The organism is Arthrobacter sp. PM3, from assembly GCF_003352915.1.
Lineage (GTDB): Bacteria > Actinomycetota > Actinomycetes > Actinomycetales > Micrococcaceae > Arthrobacter.
The window spans coordinates 2161564-2179194 of record NZ_CP022314.1; the positions used below are offsets into that span (position 1 = coordinate 2161564).

11 protein-coding genes and 1 tRNA gene are annotated in these 17631 nt (G+C 70.0%); 4 read left to right on the forward strand and 8 right to left on the reverse strand.

Annotation, left to right across the window (positions count from 1 at the left end; genetic code table 11):
* Window positions 1–83 precede the first annotated feature (83 nt).
* Entirely contained in the window at window positions 84–1919 is a 1836-nt protein-coding gene (locus CFN17_RS10010) for a phosphoenolpyruvate carboxykinase (GTP) (RefSeq protein WP_208751239.1), read from the forward strand.
* A 167-nt stretch (window positions 1920–2086) separates the two neighbouring features.
* Complete coding sequence (locus CFN17_RS10015) at window positions 2087–3472, forward strand: FAD-binding oxidoreductase (protein ID WP_208751240.1); 1386 nt, start codon at window positions 2087–2089, stop codon at window positions 3470–3472.
* A gap of 94 nt (window positions 3473–3566) precedes the next feature.
* Here the strand turns inward: CFN17_RS10015 and CFN17_RS10020 are convergent, their stop codons facing one another.
* The 4 genes from CFN17_RS10020 to CFN17_RS10035 all read right to left on the reverse strand — a co-directional run bounded on the left by CFN17_RS10020 (window position 3567) and on the right by CFN17_RS10035 (window position 7252).
* Window positions 3567–4727 (reverse strand): globin domain-containing protein, encoded by a 1161-nt coding sequence (locus CFN17_RS10020; protein ID WP_208751241.1) that lies wholly within the window; start codon window positions 4725–4727, stop codon window positions 3567–3569.
* A 151-nt stretch (window positions 4728–4878) separates the two neighbouring features.
* Window positions 4879–5328 (reverse strand): Rrf2 family transcriptional regulator, encoded by a 450-nt coding sequence (locus CFN17_RS10025; protein ID WP_208751242.1) that lies wholly within the window; start codon window positions 5326–5328, stop codon window positions 4879–4881.
* Between the two features lie 20 nt (window positions 5329–5348).
* The gene (locus CFN17_RS10030) at window positions 5349–5831 is read right to left on the reverse strand and encodes a hypothetical protein (protein ID WP_208751243.1); all 483 of its coding nucleotides are present in this window, start codon (window positions 5829–5831) and stop codon (window positions 5349–5351) included.
* Window positions 5832–5833: 2 nt separating this feature from the next.
* On the reverse strand, window positions 5834–7252 hold the full coding sequence (locus CFN17_RS10035) for a phosphomannomutase/phosphoglucomutase (protein ID WP_208751244.1): 1419 nt from the start codon (window positions 7250–7252) through the stop codon (window positions 5834–5836).
* A 106-nt stretch (window positions 7253–7358) separates the two neighbouring features.
* On the opposite strand from CFN17_RS10035, the gene CFN17_RS10040 reads away from it, so the two are divergent.
* Entirely contained in the window at window positions 7359–9527 is a 2169-nt protein-coding gene (locus tag CFN17_RS10040; protein WP_208751245.1) for an ATP-dependent DNA helicase RecQ, read from the forward strand.
* Here the strand turns inward: CFN17_RS10040 and CFN17_RS10045 are convergent.
* The 4 genes from CFN17_RS10045 to CFN17_RS10060 form a co-directional block, all read right to left on the reverse strand.
* The gene (locus tag CFN17_RS10045; RefSeq protein ID WP_208751246.1) at window positions 9472–10947 is read right to left on the reverse strand and encodes an MFS transporter; all 1476 of its coding nucleotides are present in this window, start codon (window positions 10945–10947) and stop codon (window positions 9472–9474) included. The two genes, CFN17_RS10040 and CFN17_RS10045, sit on opposite strands and share 56 nt — an antisense overlap.
* Window positions 10948–10969: 22 nt before the next feature.
* A complete protein-coding gene (locus CFN17_RS10050) occupies window positions 10970–12577 on the reverse strand; it encodes an NAD(P)/FAD-dependent oxidoreductase (RefSeq protein ID WP_208751247.1) in 1608 nt (535 codons plus the stop codon).
* A 147-nt stretch (window positions 12578–12724) separates the two neighbouring features.
* Window positions 12725–12812, reverse strand: a tRNA-Ser gene (locus tag CFN17_RS10055).
* A gap of 81 nt (window positions 12813–12893) precedes the next feature.
* A complete protein-coding gene (locus CFN17_RS10060; RefSeq protein WP_208751248.1) occupies window positions 12894–15188 on the reverse strand; it encodes a prolyl oligopeptidase family protein in 2295 nt (764 codons plus the stop codon).
* 85 nt (window positions 15189–15273) lie between these two features.
* On the opposite strand from CFN17_RS10060, the gene CFN17_RS10065 reads away from it, so the two are divergent.
* Window positions 15274–17337: an FAD/NAD(P)-binding domain-containing protein gene (locus CFN17_RS10065; protein ID WP_208747601.1), complete on the forward strand. Its 2064-nt coding sequence runs from the start codon at window positions 15274–15276 to the stop codon at window positions 17335–17337.
* Window positions 17338–17631 lie beyond the last annotated feature (294 nt).

Here is a 17631-nt window from a genome sequence, read left to right on the forward strand (position 1 = left end):
ATCCCATGTCCGGGCCCGAATTGGTCCAGTGGCCGGGCCCTAGCATTTAGGACACACCACTGAACCCGAGGAAGGGAACCGTAATGGGAGATCTGGCGCGACTGCCGTTGCTTGAAAAGGCACCCACCACACATGCCGGTCTGCTGGCATGGGTTGAAGAGGTGGCCGAACTGACTCGGCCGGACCGGATCTACTGGGTTGACGGTTCCGAGGAGGAAAACACCCGGCTGACGGACGAGCTCGTTGAAGCCGGCACCCTTACCCGGCTGAACGAGGACCTGTTCCCGAAATCCTTTGCGGCGTTCTCCGACCCCGCCGACGTCGCCCGCGTCGAAGAGCAGACGTTCATCTGCTCCGAGAACGAACGCGATGCCGGGTTCACGAACAACTGGATGGCTCCGGCGCAGATGAAGGAGAAGCTGCGCGGCCTGTTCGCCGGCTCCATGCGCGGCCGCACCATGTACGTCATTCCGTTCGTCATGGGCCACCTGGACGCCGAGGATCCCAAGTTCGGCGTCGAGATCACGGACAGCGCCTACGTTGTTGCCTCCATGCGCATCATGGCCACCATCGGTGCCGAGGTCCTGGACAAGATCACCGCCACGAACGCCTTCTTTGTCCCCGCCCTGCACTCCCTGGGTGCCCCGCTGGAACCGGGCCAGGCCGACGTCGCGTGGCCCTGCAACCCCGACAAGTGGATCGTCCACTTCCCGGAGGAACGCTCCATCTGGTCCTTCGGCTCCGGCTACGGCGGCAACGCCCTGCTCGGCAAGAAGTGCTACGCCCTGCGCATCGCCTCGGTCATGGCCCGCGACGAAGGCTGGCTGGCCGAGCACATGCTCATCCTCAAGCTGACCTCGCCGGAGAAGAAGAACTACTACGTATCCGCCGCCTTCCCCTCGGCCTGCGGCAAGACCAACCTCGCCCTGCTGGATCCGACCATCAAGGGCTGGGAAGTTGAAACCCTCGGCGACGACATCACCTGGATGCGGATCGGCAAGGAAGGTGAACTGCGCGCCACCAACCCGGAAGCCGGCCTGTTCGGCGTCGCCCCCGGCACCGGCTGGGGCACCAACCCGAACGCTATGCGCGCCATCGCCAAGGGCCACAGCATCTTCACCAACGTCGCCCTCACCGACGACGGCGGCGTGTGGTGGGAGGGCATGACCGACGAGACCCCCGCGCACCTGACCGACTGGCAGGGCAACTCCTGGACGCCCGACTCGGGCCGGCCGGCAGCCCACCCGAACTCGCGGTTCTGCACGCCGATCGCCCAGATCGACATGCTGGCCGAGGAATACTACAGCCCCGAGGGCGTGGAGCTTTCCGCGATCCTCTTCGGCGGCCGCCGCAAGACCACCGTTCCCCTGGTGACCGAGGCCCGCAGCTGGACCAACGGCATCTTCATGGGTTCGACGCTGTCCTCGGAGACCACGGCCGCGGCCGCCGGCCAGGTGGGCGTGCTCCGCCGCGACCCGATGGCCATGCTGCCGTTCATCGGCTACGACGCCGGCGACTACCTGAAGCACTGGATCAGTGTCTCGTCCAAGGCCAACCCGGCCCGGCTGCCGAAGATCTTCCTGGTCAACTGGTTCCGCCGCACGGCCGACGGCGACTTCGCCTGGCCCGGCTTCGGCGACAACGCCCGCGTCCTCAAGTGGGCCATCGAACGCATCGAGGGCAAGGCCGACGCCGTCGAGACGCCCATCGGCTTCGTGCCCGCCGGCCACGCCCTGGACCTCGAGGGCCTGGACCTGACCCACTCGCACGTCGAGGACGCGGTCCGCGTTGACCCCGAGGAATGGGCGGCCGAGCTCGCCTCGATCGACGAGTGGTACGCCAAGTTCGGCGACTCGCTGCCGGAGGCACTCCGGACCGAGCTGGACGGGCTGAAGGCCCGCATGGCGGCCGCGCAGTAGCCTGCGGCATCCGGCCACAACGACGGCGGCCCCGCACCTTGGACAAAGGTGCGGGGCCCCCGTTTCTCGTTGCGCCAGGAACGCTGGGACTTAGGCCCCTAGCTGGCAGCCTCGGACCTCCCTAGGCTGGTCCGCACCATCAGCCGGGTCGACTTCAGGAGTTCGCCATGCTTGTCAACGACGACATCCATGCCTTGTCCAGCGCTGTCAGCGGTCCGGTCGCGTTGCCGGACAGCCCGGAATTCGCCGAAGAAACGTTCGCGTTCAACGTCGCAACCGTCCACCGGCCCGATGTCGCGCTTGGTGCCGCCGACGCGCACGACGTCGTGGCCGGGGTGAAATGGGCGGCGGAGCGCAGGCTTCCGGTGTCCGTCCAGGCCACAGGACACGGAGCCGATTCGGCGATCAACGGCGGGCTGCTCATCAACACCCGGCGCCTGCAGGATGTGCAGATCGATCCGGTGCGGCGCACCGCACGGGTTGGTGCCGGCGTGAAGTGGCGCACCGTCCTGGAGGCGAGCGTGCCGCACGGGCTGGTCGGACTGCACGGTTCGAGTACCGACGTCGGCGTCGTCGGCTACACGGTCGGTGGCGGGCTGCCCGTGCTCGGCCGCGCCCACGGTTTCGCCGCGGACCACGTACGCAGCATGGAGATCGTCACGGCCGACGGCGTGCTGCGCCGGATCGACGCGGACGCCGACGCCGAACTGTTCGCTTTGATGTGCGGAGGCAAGGGCAACTTCGGGATCGTGACCGCATTGGAATTCAGCCTGTTTCCAATCGGTGAGTTCTATGGAGGCGGCATCATCTATCCCGGGGCCGATGCGGCGCTGATTTTGGCCGCCTTCCGCCAATGGCTGCCTTCGCTGCCCGATGCCGCCTCGCCGTCGATCTCCCTGCTTCGACTGCCTGACATGGACTTCGTGCCGCCGCCCCTGCGCGGCCAGTTCGTGGTCCACCTTCGGTTTGCCTATCTGGGAAACCGCGGGGACGGGGATGCGCTGCTTGCCCCGATGCGCAAGATCTCCACACCGTTGATGGACACCGCCGGCCCGATGGACTACCTGGACGTGGATCAGATCCACATGGACCCCGCGGACCCGCTGCCCTTCGTCTCCGGCGGGGCCCTGCTGGAGGACTTCGGTGAAGACACCGTTGCGGACCTGCTCGAGGTCGCCGGCGACGGTTCCGACTGTCCGCTGCTCCTGGCGGAGATCCGGCCGTTCGGTGGCGCCCTGTCCCGGGACGTGGGCCGGCCGAACGCCGTGTCCGGGCGGGACGCCGCGTTCCTGCTGTTCCTTGTCGGTTTCAACATGCCGCCCGTGGCCGACGCGTCCATGGCCTCCATCCGCACCGTCCTGACCGCGATGAGCCCGCACTCGACCGGATTCACGCTGGTCAATTTCCATGGGACGCCGGGGGATGAGGCCGATCGGGCCAGGGCATGGACGCCGGAGGTCTACGACCGGATGCGGGCCGCGAAGGCCAGTTACGACCCCGGCAACCTCCTGCGCTTCGGCCACGCGATCACCGGCGTGCCGCCCGCGGGGTGAGCCGGATCAGGAGCGGCCAGCCCCAGCGGCCACAACGACGGCGGCCCCGCACCTTGGACAAAGGTGCGGGGCCGCCGTCGTTCCGTCATCGGTATCAGCTGGCCAGCCAGATGTCCGGGCCGAAGACCTCATAGTGGATCTTCGTGGCGGGGATGCCGGCGCTGATGGCCTCGTTGCGGATGTTCTTCATGAACGGCAGCGGGCCGCACAGGTACAGGGAGGCGTTGGCGGGCAGGTCCACCTCGCGCAGGGACATGAAGCCCTCCCTGGCGCCGGCTTCGGGCTGTTCGAGCCAGAGCTGGAGATCGGCGCCGTCGAGGCGTTCGACGTCGTCTGTCATCTGGGAGCGCAGGGCCCAGCTGTCCAGGGTGCTTTCCGCGTGCAGGACCAGGACCTGGCGGTCCGAGCCGGCCTCGGCGAGGGAGCGCAGGATGGACGCCGTCGGGGTGCAGCCGATGCCGGCCGAGGCCAGGACCACGGGGCCGTCTCCGTCCTTGAGCGTGATTTCGCCGTACGGGTTGGAGATGTCGATGATGTCGCCCACCTGCACGTTGTTGTGCAGCACGGGGGAGACCTCGCCGCCGTCGTCGAGCTTGGTGGTGAAGCTGCGGCTGGTGCCGGCGTCGCCGGAGAGGGAGTACTGGCGGACCTGGCGGAGGCCGTCCGGCAGGGTGACCTTGACGCTGACGTACTGGCCGGGGAGGGCCTCCGTCACGGGGGTGTCGTCGGCCGGTTCCAGGGTAAACGTCATGGACCCGGTGCCGGCGGGGGTCTTCGCGGCAACTTTCCAGGGGGTCCACATCTTGCCATTAGCCTGGGCGGCGTAGAGGCCCTTCTCGAGCTTGATGAGGGCGTCCGCCATGAGCCAGTAGACCTCGGTCCAGGCTTCGGCGATTTCCGGCGTGATGACTTCGGCCAGGTCCTCGGCGATGGCCGCGAACAGGTGCTCGTAGACCACCTGGTACTGCGGTTCGGTGATGCCGAGGGAAGCGTGGCGGTGGGCGATGCGGGCCAGGACGGTCTCGGGCAGGGTCCCCGGGTTGTTCACCAGGTGGGTGGCGAAAGCGGCGATGCTTCCGGCCAGGGCCTGCTGCTGGTTGCCGTTGCGCTGGTTCGAGCGGCTGAAGAGTCCGTCCAGCAGTTCCGGGTGGGCACCGAACAGGCGGGCGTAAAACTTGGGGGTGATTTCGCCGATGCGGGAACCGACCAGCGGCAGGGTGGCCTCGATGACCGGGAAGGACTTGTCCGAGAGCATGCTGACTCCTGAGTTAGTGGCCCGGGGTCTTCAACCGGACCGCGACACAAATACTGTCATTTGAAATACGAGTATTTATGCCTCTAGTTCTACATGGCGTAGAAGAGTGATGCAAATCGGCGGTTCGAGGTTGCGGCGGGCGGAGGCGGGCCTAGAGTCCGGGGCGCAGGCCGATTGACTGGAAGACCGGCGTCATCTGCCGTGTGGTGGGCAGGGAAGCGACCACGATCCCGTCGAGTTCGCGGTAGAAGGCCTCGCGGGCCTGGGCCAGCGCGGTGCGGAGGCGACATTCGGCGATGAGCGGGCAGGCGCCGTCGGCGGCGACGCAGTCGGCCACGTCCTGGCGGGTGTCGAGCTGCCGCAGCAGCTGGCCGACCGTGGCGGCCCGGCCCGTGCCGCTGAGCCGGGACCCGCCGTTGCGGCCGCGTTCGACGTCGATCATTCCCAGTTCGCGCAGCTTCGCCATCGCTTTGCTGACGTGGTTATAGGGCGTCCCCACGGCGTCGGCGATGCTTTGGGTGGTCAGGAGCACGCCGTCGGGAGCGGCCGCGAGCACCATCATGGCGCGCAGGCTCACATCCGCGAAGGCGTTGATCTTCATCTCTCCAGCTTACGGCCGGTCTAGTCCACCCACACGGCGGGCTCGTTGGCGTCGGCGGCGAGCTGGCCGAAGGCGAGGCCGTGCGTTCCGGGGTCCGGGGCATACGGCAGCACCGTGGCGAACAGGGAGCCGTCCCGGTGCTCCGCCGCGACATGGATGGCGTCCGTGTCTTCCTCGGGCAGGGTGATGTCACAGACGACCGCGGCGGCCCGGAACTCGTCGCGGTGCTGCCGGAGCAGTTCGTGCAGGTCCCGGATCATCGTGTCCGAGTCGAAGCCGGCGTCGGGTCCGTCCGCCTCCGCAGGCGTTACGGCCACCAGCCGGACCTCGCCGTCGTTGTGCACCACGAGGGCGAACGGCAGGAAGCCGCCGTTGCGCTCCAGCTGCTCCTGCGCGGCGCCGACGCCGGTGCCGATCAGGTTCTCCAGGTCCGTGGCGCTGGCCTCCGGCACGGAATCGCGCCAGGAGCCCTGACCGGCGGATTCTTCGGGGTGTGCGGCCACCGCTAGCCCCGGACCAGGGCCAGGACGCGGTCGCGGACCCGCTCCATGGTGGCGGCGTCCGTGGCTTCGACGTTCAGGCGCAGGAACGGTTCGGTGTTGGACGGGCGCAGGTTGAACCAGTAGCTGCCGTCGGTGGCGATGAAGGTGCTGCCGTCGAGGTAGTCGATCTCGACGTCTTCATCATGGAAGTCCTGGCGGACGCGCTCCACGGCGCCGGCCTTGTCCTCGATTTCGGAGTTGATCTCGCCGGAGGACCGGTACGGCTCGTATTCGCGGCCGAGTTCGGAGAGCGGGCCGTCCTGCTCGCCCAGGGCGGCCAGGACGTGCATGGCGGCCAGCATGCCGGTGTCCGCGTTCCAGAAGTCGCGGAAGTAGAAGTGCGCCGAGTGCTCGCCGCCGAAGATCGCCCCTTCCGCGGCCATGACCGCCTTGATGAAGGAGTGGCCCACGCGGGTGCGGACGGCGCGGCCGCCGTGCCGTTCGACGAGCTCGGGCACGGCGCGGGAGGTCAGCAGGTTGTGGATGACGGTGGGCGTGTCCTCGCCCTGGCCCTGGGCGCGGGCGATTTCGCGGCGGGCCACCATGCCGGTGATCGCCGACGGGGAGACGGGCTCACCGGTTTCGTCGATGACGAAGCAGCGGTCAGCGTCGCCGTCGAACGCCAGGCCGATGTCCGCGCCGTGCTCGACGACGGCGGCCTGCAGGTCGCGCAGGTTTTCCGGCTCCAGCGGGTTGGCCGGGTGGTTCGGGAAGGAGCCGTCGAGCTCGAAGTACAGCGGCACGATCTCCAGGGGAAGCTTGGGCAGCAGCGCATCGCCCAGCACGGCCGGGGTGGTGAGGCCGGCCATGCCGTTGCCGGCATCTACCACGACCTTCAGCGGCCGTGAACCGCGCAGGTCCACAAGGCTGCGCAGGTACTCGGCATAGCCCTTGAGGACATCGTGCACACCGACCAGGCCGCGCTTGCCGGCGGCGGGGATGGTGCCGGCGTTGAGGTATTCCTCTGCACGGGCCTGGATTTCCTTGAGCCCGGTTTCGGAGGAGATCGGGACCGCACCGGCTTTGGCCATCTTGATGCCGTTGTACTCGGCCGGGTTGTGGCTTGCCGTGAACGTTGCGCCGGCAGCATTGAGGGCACCGCACGCGTAGTAGAGCTCGTCGGTGGAGATCAGGTCCAGCAGTTGGACGTTGGCCCCGCGCGTGGCGGCGCCGTTGGCGAAGGCTTTGGTGAACTCGGGAGAGGAGGGGCGCATGTCCCCGCCCACCAGGACGGTCTCGCCTGCGAGATCCAGGACATCAACGAAGGCGGCACCGACGGCCTCGACGATCTCCGCGGTGATGGATTGGCCCACGATTCCGCGCACGTCATAGGCCTTGAAGGAGGCCGAAAGGTCAAAAGTCTTTGTCTTGTCCGTAGTCACGCGTCTTATCTTACGTTGCGGCCCTGACGCGGCCGCTGCTGTGGGGTTGTCCACATAGCGTGGTCCTGGCTGGGCCGGTGTCGGAGGGGGCTGGGATACTGAATCAATGGCCAGTAACCCGAACTCCCCTTCCAGCACCACCCTTTCCCCGACCCAGGAACAGGCCCTGGCGGTTCTGCGCGAGCTCGTGGGACACCCGGAGGCGCAGTTCCATGACGGCCAGTTCGAGGCCATCGAGGCACTGGTCGACGCCGGCAGGCGGGCCTTGGTGGTGCAGCGCACCGGCTGGGGGAAATCGGCCGTGTACTTCGTCGCCTCGCTGCTGCTGCGCCGCCGCGGCGCCGGGCCCACCCTGATCGTCTCCCCGCTCCTTGCCCTGATGCGCGACCAGGTGGCCGCCGCGGCCCGGGCCGGGGTGCGCGCGGTCGCCATCAACTCCGCGAACCAGCTGGAGTGGGACACCGTCCGCGAGCAGCTCGCCGCCGATCAGGTCGATGTCCTGCTGGTCTCGCCCGAGCGCCTCACCAACCCGTCCTTCCGCGAAAACCAGCTCCCTGAACTCGTCCGCCGGACCGGGCTGCTCGTGATTGACGAGGCCCATTGCATCTCCGACTGGGGCCACGACTTCCGCCCCGACTACCGGCGCATCGCGGACCTCATCACGCAGCTCCCGGACACGGTTCCGGTGCTCGCCACCACCGCCACCGCCAATTCCCGGGTGGTGCATGACATTGAGGAACAGCTCGGCAGGGACGTGCTGACGATCCGCGGGCCGCTGGGGCGGGAATCACTGCGGCTCGGTGTCCTGACCCTGCCGGATTCGCGGGAACGGCTGGGCTGGCTGCTGACCCACCTGCAGGACCTGAACGGCAGCGGGATCATCTACACCCTCACCGTGTCAGCTGCCGAGGACACCGCCCGGCTGCTCGCCGAAGCCGGCCACGACGTGCTGGCCTACACCGGCCGCACCGACCCCGCAGACCGGGAACGCGCCGAGCAGCTCCTCAAGGACAACCAGGTCAAGGCGCTTGTGGCCACGTCCGCCTTTGGCATGGGCTTCGATAAACCGGACCTCGGGTTCGTGGTGCACCTGGGGGCGCCGTCCTCCCCGGTGGCGTACTACCAGCAGGTGGGCCGTGCCGGGCGTGGCGCCGCGAACGCCGACGTCCTGCTGCTGCCTGGCTCGGAGGACCGTGACATCTGGCAGTACTTCGCCACCGCGTCGATGCCGTCTGAGGAGAAGGCCGCCGCCGTCCTGACGGCCCTTGCCGAGGCCGGCACCGCGGTGTCGACGGTGGCGCTGGAGGCCCGCGTGGATCTGCGCCGGACCCCGCTGGAGCTGCTGCTGAAGGTCCTGGCCGTGGACGGCGCCGTGGAGCGCGTCGGCGGCGGCTGGCGCTCCACCGGGCAGCCGTGGACGTACGATGCCGAACGGTACGGCCGGATCGCCGAGGCCAGGGTCGATGAACAGGACTCGATGGTCATCTACCAGGACACCGCCGGCTGCCGGATGGAATACATCACCTCCGTGCTGGACGACGAGACGGCCCGCGCCTGCGGCCGCTGTGACAACTGCGCGGGCCGCTGGTTCCCGGCCGATATCGCCGACGCCGCCACGGAAGCTGCCGGGCAGACACTCCGCCGGGCCGGCGTTGTGCTGGAACCGCGGCTGCAGTGGCCCAGCGGCATGGACCGCCTCGGTGTGCCGGTCAAGGGGAAGATCAAGCCGGAGGAAGCCCTGGCGGACGGCCGGGTGCTGGCGCGCCTGACGGACCTCGGCTGGGGCGGTGCCCTGCGGGAGGCCTTCGCCGCCGGGGCGCCGGACCGGCCCGTGGACCCCGGCATGCTGCAGGCCTGCGTGCAGGTGCTCCGGGAGTGGGGCGCGGGGGACGCCCGGACCCCGGGCTGGTCCGGTGCCGGACGGCCGGCCGCGATCGTCAGCCTGCCCTCCCGGGGGAAACCGGCGCTCGTGGACTCCCTGGCCCGCGGGATCTCCGGGATCGGCCGGATCCCGTATCTTGGCCAGCTGCAGCTGCAGCACGGCGGCCCCACGGGCGGGCGCGGCGGCAACAGCGCCTACCGGCTCGCCGGCGTCTGGGACCGCCTGGCGGTGGGGCCGGAGCTGGAGGAGGCCCTGGCCGGACTCCACGGCCAGAGCGTGATGCTCATCGACGACCTCGTGGACAGCCGCTGGACCCTGACCGTAGCCGGGCGGGCCCTCAGGCTCGCCGGCGCCGGCGCCGTTCTGCCGCTGGCGCTTGGCCAGGCCGGCTGACCTCGGCGCCCGCGTGCCGGGGGAGGGCCAGGCTGTCCAGCGTGCTCAAGAGCATCAGGACGGCGATGGCCACGAACGCGGCCCGGTAAGGCGCGGCCGGATCACCGGCCGCCGCGCCGGCGGATCCGAGCACCTGGCTGCCCGCGTCAAAGAGCCGGAGCAGGAGCGCACCGACGGCGATCCCCGCCGCGGTGGCCAGTTGCACCAGGGTTGCCGAGACGGCGTTCGCTGAGGGCAGCTGGTCCGGGACGACGTCGGCGTACTGGACGGAGGCGTAGGCCGAGAAACCGATGGAGCGGAAGGCGCCGCTGGCCACCAGCAGCACGAAGATCAGCGCTTCGGGCGTGCCGGCGTCGAGCAGGGCGCACAGCGCAAAAGTCGCGGCCGAGGCCAGCGACGCGAACACCAGGACGGGCTTGAAACCGAACCGCCGGATGAGCGGGGTGGTCGCCGGCTTGATCCCGATGTTCCCCACGAACACGGCCGAGACCATCGCCCCGGCGCGCAGCGGGTCCCAGCCGAAGCCGGCCTGGAACATCAGCGGCAGCAGGAACGGCACGGCACTGATGGTCAGGCGGTACACGAAGCCGCCCGTGGCCGTCGCGCGGAAGGTCCGGGCGCCGAAGACGGACAGGTTGAACAACGGCGTGCTGGTCCGCCGCATCCAGGCCACGGCGGCGGCCAGGAACACCACGCCGGCCACGATCCCGGCGGCCGCCGCCAGCGCGGCGTCCCGGCCGCCCGTGAGTTCCAGGCCCACCAGCAGGGAACCCACCCCGAGGGTGGTGAGGGCCAGTCCCAGCCAGTCGAGGCGGCGCGTCCTGTCGCCGCCGACCGCCGGGACCAGGCGAAGCGCGGCGATGAACGCGGCCGCGCCCAGGGGCAGGTTGACCAGGAAGATCCAGTGCCAGGACAAGTAGCTTGTCAGGGCCCCGCCCACGAGCGGGGCCAGGACCGGTGCCAGCAGCCCGGGCCACACCAGGAACGCCGTCGCCCGCAGCAGGTCCTTCTTCGGGGTTCCGCGCAGCACCACCAGGGTTCCCACGGGCACCATCATGGCGCCGCCGGCGCCCTGCAGGATCCGGCTCAGGGTCAGCATGGTGAGGTCCTGGCTGAGCGCGCACAGCAGGGACGCGGCGGTGAAGACCGCGATCGCCAGGCAGAACACCCGGCGCGCCCCCAACCGCTCGGCAAGCCAGCTGCTGAGCGGGATGCCCATCGCCACGGTCATCAGGTAGGCGGTCATGGTGATGTTGACGTCGGCGGCCGGCACCGAGAAATCGGCGGCGATACTCGGAATGGCCGTGGTCAGGACGGTCCCGTCGAGGAACTCCATGAAGAACGTGGCGGCCACCAGGAGGGCCAGCCGCGGGCTCCAGCTGCCCTCAGCCGGGACAGTGCCGCGCGGGGAGGCATTCATGCGCACGTCTCCACGGCCCGGCTCACTCATGGCGGAGGGACAAGTCGGATTCCAGGACGGCCATGGCGGCGTTCTGCCCGCCGATTGCACTGACGGCTCCGCCGCGCCGGGCACCGGACCCGCAGAGCAGGATCTGCGGATCGTCCGTGGCCACGCCCCAGCGGCGTGCCGGCGTGTCCAGCCGGTCGCCGTCCTCAACAAACGGCCAGTCGAGGCCGCCGTGGAAAATGTTGCCCCTCGGCATCCCGACGGCGCGCTCGATGTCCAGGGTGGTCTTGGTTTCGATGCAGGGGCGCCCGGCCGGATCGGTCAGGAGCAGCTCCTGGACGGGCTCGGCCAGGACACTGTTCAGGGACGCCAGCACCGCGTCCTGCAGCTCCGCGCGCCGGTCCTCGTTGTTCTCCGCCGTGACCAGCCGGTCCGGGACGTGCAGGCCGAACACCGTGAGCGTCTGGGCCCCGGCCGCCTGCAGTTCCGGGGACAGGATGCTGGGATCGGTCAGCGAATGGCAGTAGATCTCGCACGGCAGCGGCGAGGGCACGGTGCCGGCGGCTGCGGTGAGGTAGGCGTCGTCGAGCTGGGACCAGGTCTCGTTGATGTGGAACGTGCCGCCGAAGGCCGCCTCCGGGCTGACGGAGCCGTCCAGCAGCCGGGGAAGCCGCTTGAGCAGCAGGTTGACCTTGACCTGCGCGCCCTCGCGGCGGTGGTTGGGATTTTCCGGCGGGGTGCTGCGGGACCGCAGCCGGTCCAGGACGGCCGGTGCCACATTGGAGAGAATCCACCGGGCCGTGGCCGTGTGGTCCTGCCCGCCGTGACGGTAGTCCACGGTGCCGCCGGGCCGGACGGCCGTGACGTCCGCCGAGGTCAGGATGGTCGCACCGGCGTCGCGGGCGGCCCGCTCCAGCTCGCCCGAGACCGCGCCCATCCCGCCGACCGGCACGTCCCAGTCGCCCGTCCCTCCGCCGATCAGGTGGTAGAGGAAGCAGATGTTCTGTTGCAGGTCTTCGTCACCGGCCCGGGCGAAGGTGCCGATCAGCGCATCGGTCAGGACCACGCCGCGGACCAGGTCGCTTTGCAGGTCCTTGCTGATCGCCTGCCCGATCGGACGTTCGATCATGGCCTCCCACGCCGCGGCCGCCCCGGCCCGTGCTGCGAGGGACCGCGCCTCGGAGCGTGTCGGCAGCGGTGCGGTGAGGGTGGGCCAGAGGGTCTCCGTGAGCTGCCGGCAGGACGCATAAAAGCCGGTGAAGGCGCGAAACTCGCCGTCGGGGGCGCCCACGGACGCGAACGACGCAGCCGTGGCGGCCTCGTCCCCGTTGTCGATCAGCAGGCCGCGGCTGCCGTCGCGGGGGTCCGGCGTGTAGGAGGAATAGCGCCGCCGCGCCAGTTCGATGTTCAGGCCGAGGTCGTCGATGACCTGCTGCGGCAGGAGGCTGACGAGGTAGGAGTAGCGCGACAGGCGGGCGTCGACGCCGTCGAACGCCTGCGCCGAGACCGCGGCGCCGCCGGGATGGTCCAGTTTCTCCAGGACCAGGACGTCGCGCCCGGCGCGGGCCAGGTACGCTGCCGCGGCCAGGCCGTTGTGGCCGCCGCCGACGATGATCGCGTCAAATTCCTTGTTGCTCGGCATGGGCCTATCCTGCCATCCGGCCCTGCCGGCGGGCGCGGGGCGTCCGGCAACCGGACGGCCGGCGGGCGCCTGCCCGGGCGGGGCGGCCCGGGCCGCCGCGGTGTCCCGGGAACGCAAAAGGCCCCGGTCGGGGACCGGGGCCAAACGCGGAGACGGGGGGATTTGAACCCCCGGTGGAGTTGTGCCCCACACTTCATTAGCAGTGAAGCCCATTCGGCCGCTCTGGCACGTCTCCAATTGCTATTAACTAGCCAACCAAGGATACGCAGAAGGTGCCACGCAGTGCAAAACGGCGGGTCCCGACGGCGGAGGCGGACTATCCGTCCCGGCCGGCCAGCGCCCGCCACAGGAAATGCTGGCTGCGGGTTTGCAGGGCCGCGGCCTGGCGGTTGTCGGACGCGCCGGCGTGGCCGCCTTCGAGGGCCTCATGGAACCAGACGTTCGGGATGCCCATGGCCTGCATGCGGGCCGCCATCTTGCGTGCCTGGACCGGTCCGACGCGGTCATCCGACGTCGCGGTCCAGATAAACGTTTCGGGGTAGTCCACGCCGTCCTTGAGCAGGTGGTAGGGGGAGAACGTCCGGATGGACTCCCACTGCTCGGGCACGTCCGGGTCGCCGTATTCGCCGATCCACGAGTAGCCGGCGGACAGCTTGGTGTACCGGCGCATGTCCAGGAGCGGGACACCGCAGGACACGGCGCCGAACAGTTCCGGGTACTGGGTGAGCATGTTGCCCACCAGAAGCCCGCCGTTGGAGCCGCCCACGCAGCCGAGCCGCTCCCGGGACGTGACGCCGCGCGAGATCAGGTCCTTGGCCACGGCCGCGAAGTCCTCGTAGGCCCGGTGGCGGTTCTCCTGCAGGGCGGCGCGGTGCCAGGCCGGTCCGTATTCGCCGCCGCCGCGGATGTTCGCCACCACGTAGACGCCGCCGCGGCGGTGCGGGGCCCCGCCGTCGGCGCCGCCGGATTCCGCGGTGCGCCGTTCCAGCCAGGCCCGGCCGATCGCGCCGCTGTAGGCGGGGGTCCGGGAGATCTCGAAGCCGCCGTAGCCGGACAGCTGGGTAGGGTTCTGGCCGTCCAGGACCAGGTCCTTGGCGCCGACCTGGAAATACGGGATCCTGGTGCCGTCCTGGGACACGGCAAAGTGCTGCTGGACCTCATAGTCGGCCTCGTTGAAGAATGACGGCGATGTCCGGATCACCTCGTGCGTGCTGGTCACCCCCGCCCCGGCTCCGGGGCCGCGCCCGCGGGAGAGGGTTCCCCGGGTCAGGGTGGTGGGTGTCGTGAAGCCGGTCGCGACGAGCCAGAAGTCGTTGCCGGCGCCGGGCGCCTCGCCCTCGGCGACCGACGCGCTGCCGCCGGTGCCGTCGTCGTCCGCGTCTTCGGCGTCGTCCTCATCGTCCACGGCGAAGGCGTTGACGTCGTGCAGCGGCGGGCACGCGTCCAGGACGGTGGCCGCCCACGCGGAGTCCGTTCCCGGGCGGCGCGGGTCCAGGACGCGGATTTCCGAGGACACATCGCGGAGCAGGTTCAGTAGCAGGAAGTCCCGCGTCCAGCTCCACGACTGCAGGGAGGTGTGCGGGTCCGGGGTGAAGAGCACGGCCAGGTCGCGGCTGCCGGCGAGGAAGTCCTCGAACCCGGCGGCGAGCAGGGAGCCCGCCGGGTGGGTGGTGCCGTTGACGGTCCAGTCGCGCTGCGGGCGCAACAGCAGCCAGTCGCGGTGCGAGCTCAGGTTGACGTCGGCGGGCACGTCGATCCGCACCCACTCGCCGTCACGCAGGACGGATGTGTTCTTCTCGAAGAAACTGATCCAGTCGACGGCGAACGTGCGTTCGAAGCCCGGCGTGGAGTCGTGGGCCACGATCGCCATCATGTGATCCTCGGGGATCTCGAAAAGCTTCTCGGCCTGCGGCAGGGCGTCGCCGCGGCGCAGCTTCACGCCGGTCCGGGCGTAGGACGAGCTGGTCCGGGGCAGGTCCGCGGCGGTGGTGGCCACCAGCAGGGTGTCCGCGTCCAGCCACGAGGCGTTGCCTTTGCCGGTCGGGAGGTCGAAGCCGCCCTCGGCCGGGTCCACGAAGCCGCGGGTCTCGACGTCGAATTCCCGGTAGCGGTTGGCGTCCCCGCCGTCGGGGGAGAACGCCAGCAGCGCCCGGCGGTGCGGTTCGCCCGGGGCCGGGCGGAGGAAGTTGGCGCCGTGGAAAACCCAGTCCTGGCCTTCAGCGGCGGCGAGGGCGTCGACATCCAGCAGGACGTCCCACTCCGGGGTCCCGGCCCGGTAGCTGTCCCAGCCGGTCCGCCGCCACAGGCCCTTGGGGTTGTCGCCGTCCTTCCAGAAGTTGTAGTACCACTCGCCGTGTTTGCCCACCATGGGGATCCGGTCGGTGGAGTCGAGGACCTCCAGGATCCGGTCTTCCAGCGCGGTGTAGTCGGCGTCTTCGAGGAGTTCTTCGGTACGGGCATTCTGCTCGCGGACCCACGCCAGCTGCTCCTGGCCGTAGATGTCCTCCAGCCAGATATTCTCGTCGACAGGTTCCGGTGCCGTCCCTGCAGCCGGGACGGCACCGGGGGCTTGGCCGGACGCGGACGGGTGATCAGCTTCTGTGGTGGTCATTTTTCCATCCAAGAACATCCGTGGCGGCAGTGGCAAGTCACACGACCGGTCGGGCCGGGGCCCGGTTGCCGATACGCTGGATGCCGTGGGCATATCGCGAAGCATCCGGACGGCAGTGATCGGCGCCGGCCCCCGGGGCACGAGCGTGCTGGAACGGCTCCTCGCCAACTGGGCCGCCGCCGGTCCCGCCGGAACCCTGCACGTCGACGTCATTGACCCGTACCCGGCCGGCCCCGGGCATGTCTGGCAGCCCGGACAGTCGCGGCTGTACCTGATGAACACCCAGTCCTTCTACCCGACGGTGGTTCCCGAGGACCGGGAGCTCGCCGCGCCCCTGGCCGGCCACACGTTTGACCAGTGGCGCGAGCTGCAGCAGCGCGACCCGAACCCGGCGCTGACGGACGCCGAGCGCGCCGAGATCGCCGGGCTCGGGCCGACGGACTTCCCCAGCCGGGCCCTGTACGGCCGTTACCTGCGAGCCACCCTCGAGGAGCTGCTCACACGCCTGCCGCCCGGCGTCACCGTGGACTTCCACCCGGCGACGGCGACGTCCGTGCGCCACGCGGCCGCGGCCGACGGTGATTTGGCGGCCGACCGCGGCGCACCGCCGGTGCGGTTCGACGTCGTCCTTGACGACGGAACTGTGCTCACCGCCGACTCCGTGGTCCTCGCCCTGGGCCATCTCGAGGCGCGGTTGAACGCCGAGCAGCGGGAACTGCGCACCGCCGCGGAGGAACTCGGGCTGCTGTATGTGCCGCCTGCGGCGCCGGCCGACGTCGACTGGTCGCGGGTGCCGGGCGGGGAACCCGTCCTGGTCCGGGGCATGGGCCTGAATTTCTTCGACGTCATGGGGCAGCTGACGGAAGGCCGCGGCGGCCGGTTCGTGGCCGCAGCGGACACCGCGGAACTGACGTATCTGCCGTCCGGCCGTGAACCGCTCATCATCGCCGCCTCCCGCCGCGGGACCCCGTACCGGGCCAAGGCGACGCTTACCGGGTACTACCCCGGCGCGGTCCAGCTGCGGTACTGCACCGAGGAAGCAGCCGCGAAATTCGCCCGGTCCGGGATCCGGCCGTCCTTCGACTTCGACCTCTGGCCGCTGCTGCACCGCGACGCGATCTGGGCCTACTACTCAACCCTCGCGCGCTCGCAGCCCGGCGCCGTCCTGACCGACCCGGCCGAATTCCTGCGCGCCCTGGACGAGTCCCTGCGTCCGCACGCGCACTCGGCCGGCAAATGGGAGGATGCCACGGAATCCGTGGTGGCCGTCCATGTCCGGGCAGCCCACCGGCTGGACCTGCTCGGCCTCGCGGCGCCCCTGGCCGGCCGCTCGTTCGGGTCGCGCGCCGAACTGGACGCCGCCGTCGTCGATTACCTGCTCGACGACGCCCGGCGCTCGGCACTCGGCGAGGACGACCCCGTGAAGATGGCCATCGGCGCGCTGCACCACGGCCGGGCGGTCCTCAAGACGGCCGTCGCGGACAGCGGGATCACCGACGAATCCTGGGTCGCCGGCCTCCGCGGCTGGTTTGAGTCATTCGTCGAAGGGCTGGCTAGCGGGCCGCCGGCACTGCGCTCTGCCCAGCTCGCGGCCCTGGCACGGGCGGGGGTGGTCCGCTTCGTCGGCCCGGATCCCAAATTCGGTGTGGACCGCAAGGCACGTGCCTTCACGGCGGCGTCGCCATGGGTGGGTGGCGGCACGGATGCGAGCGTCGACGACGGCGCGGGATTGGCCGGCGGTGTTGGCGGTTCCGGGCTGGGGAGCGGTGTGGCTGTGGCGGGAAGCGGGGTGTCCGCGGCGGCGATGATCGAGGCGCTGGCGCCGGCGAACCGGGTGGCCGTCAACGCCTCGCCGCTGCTGGAGCAGCTGCTGGCCGAGGGTCTCGTGCGCCCTCGCCTCATGATGAGCGTGGAGGGGACACCGGTGGAGACCTCCGGGCTGGATGTGGTCCCGCATCCGTACAGGCCGCTCGGTGCCAGCGGGTCCGTGACGGAGGGTCTTTACGTGCTCGGTCTGCAGCTCTCCGCCGCGCAGTGGGGCACCGCGATCGCCGCCGAGGCCCGTCCGTCGTCGGGCCCGGTCTACCGCAGCGGCCAGCGCACCCTGCGCGACGCCGACGAGATCGCCCGCACCATCCTGGCCCTCTGACCCCCGGCCCGGCCCGGCGCGGCGCGGCGCGGCCGCGAGGAATGAGCATGCCCTCCTGCGGGCTTGAGCAACGGACACTTGGGGTCTATGTCCAGTCCTGCGGGCAAGGGGTGGGCATGCCTCGTGCCAAGTACCTGCCACGAGTGAGCATGCTCTCCCTGGGTGCCCGCGAGGAATGAGCATGCCCTCCTGTGGGCTTGAGCAACGGACACTTGGGGTCTATGTCCAGTCCTGCGGGCAAGGGGTGGGCATGCCCCGCGGCAAGCACCTGCCACGAATGAGCATGTTCTCCCG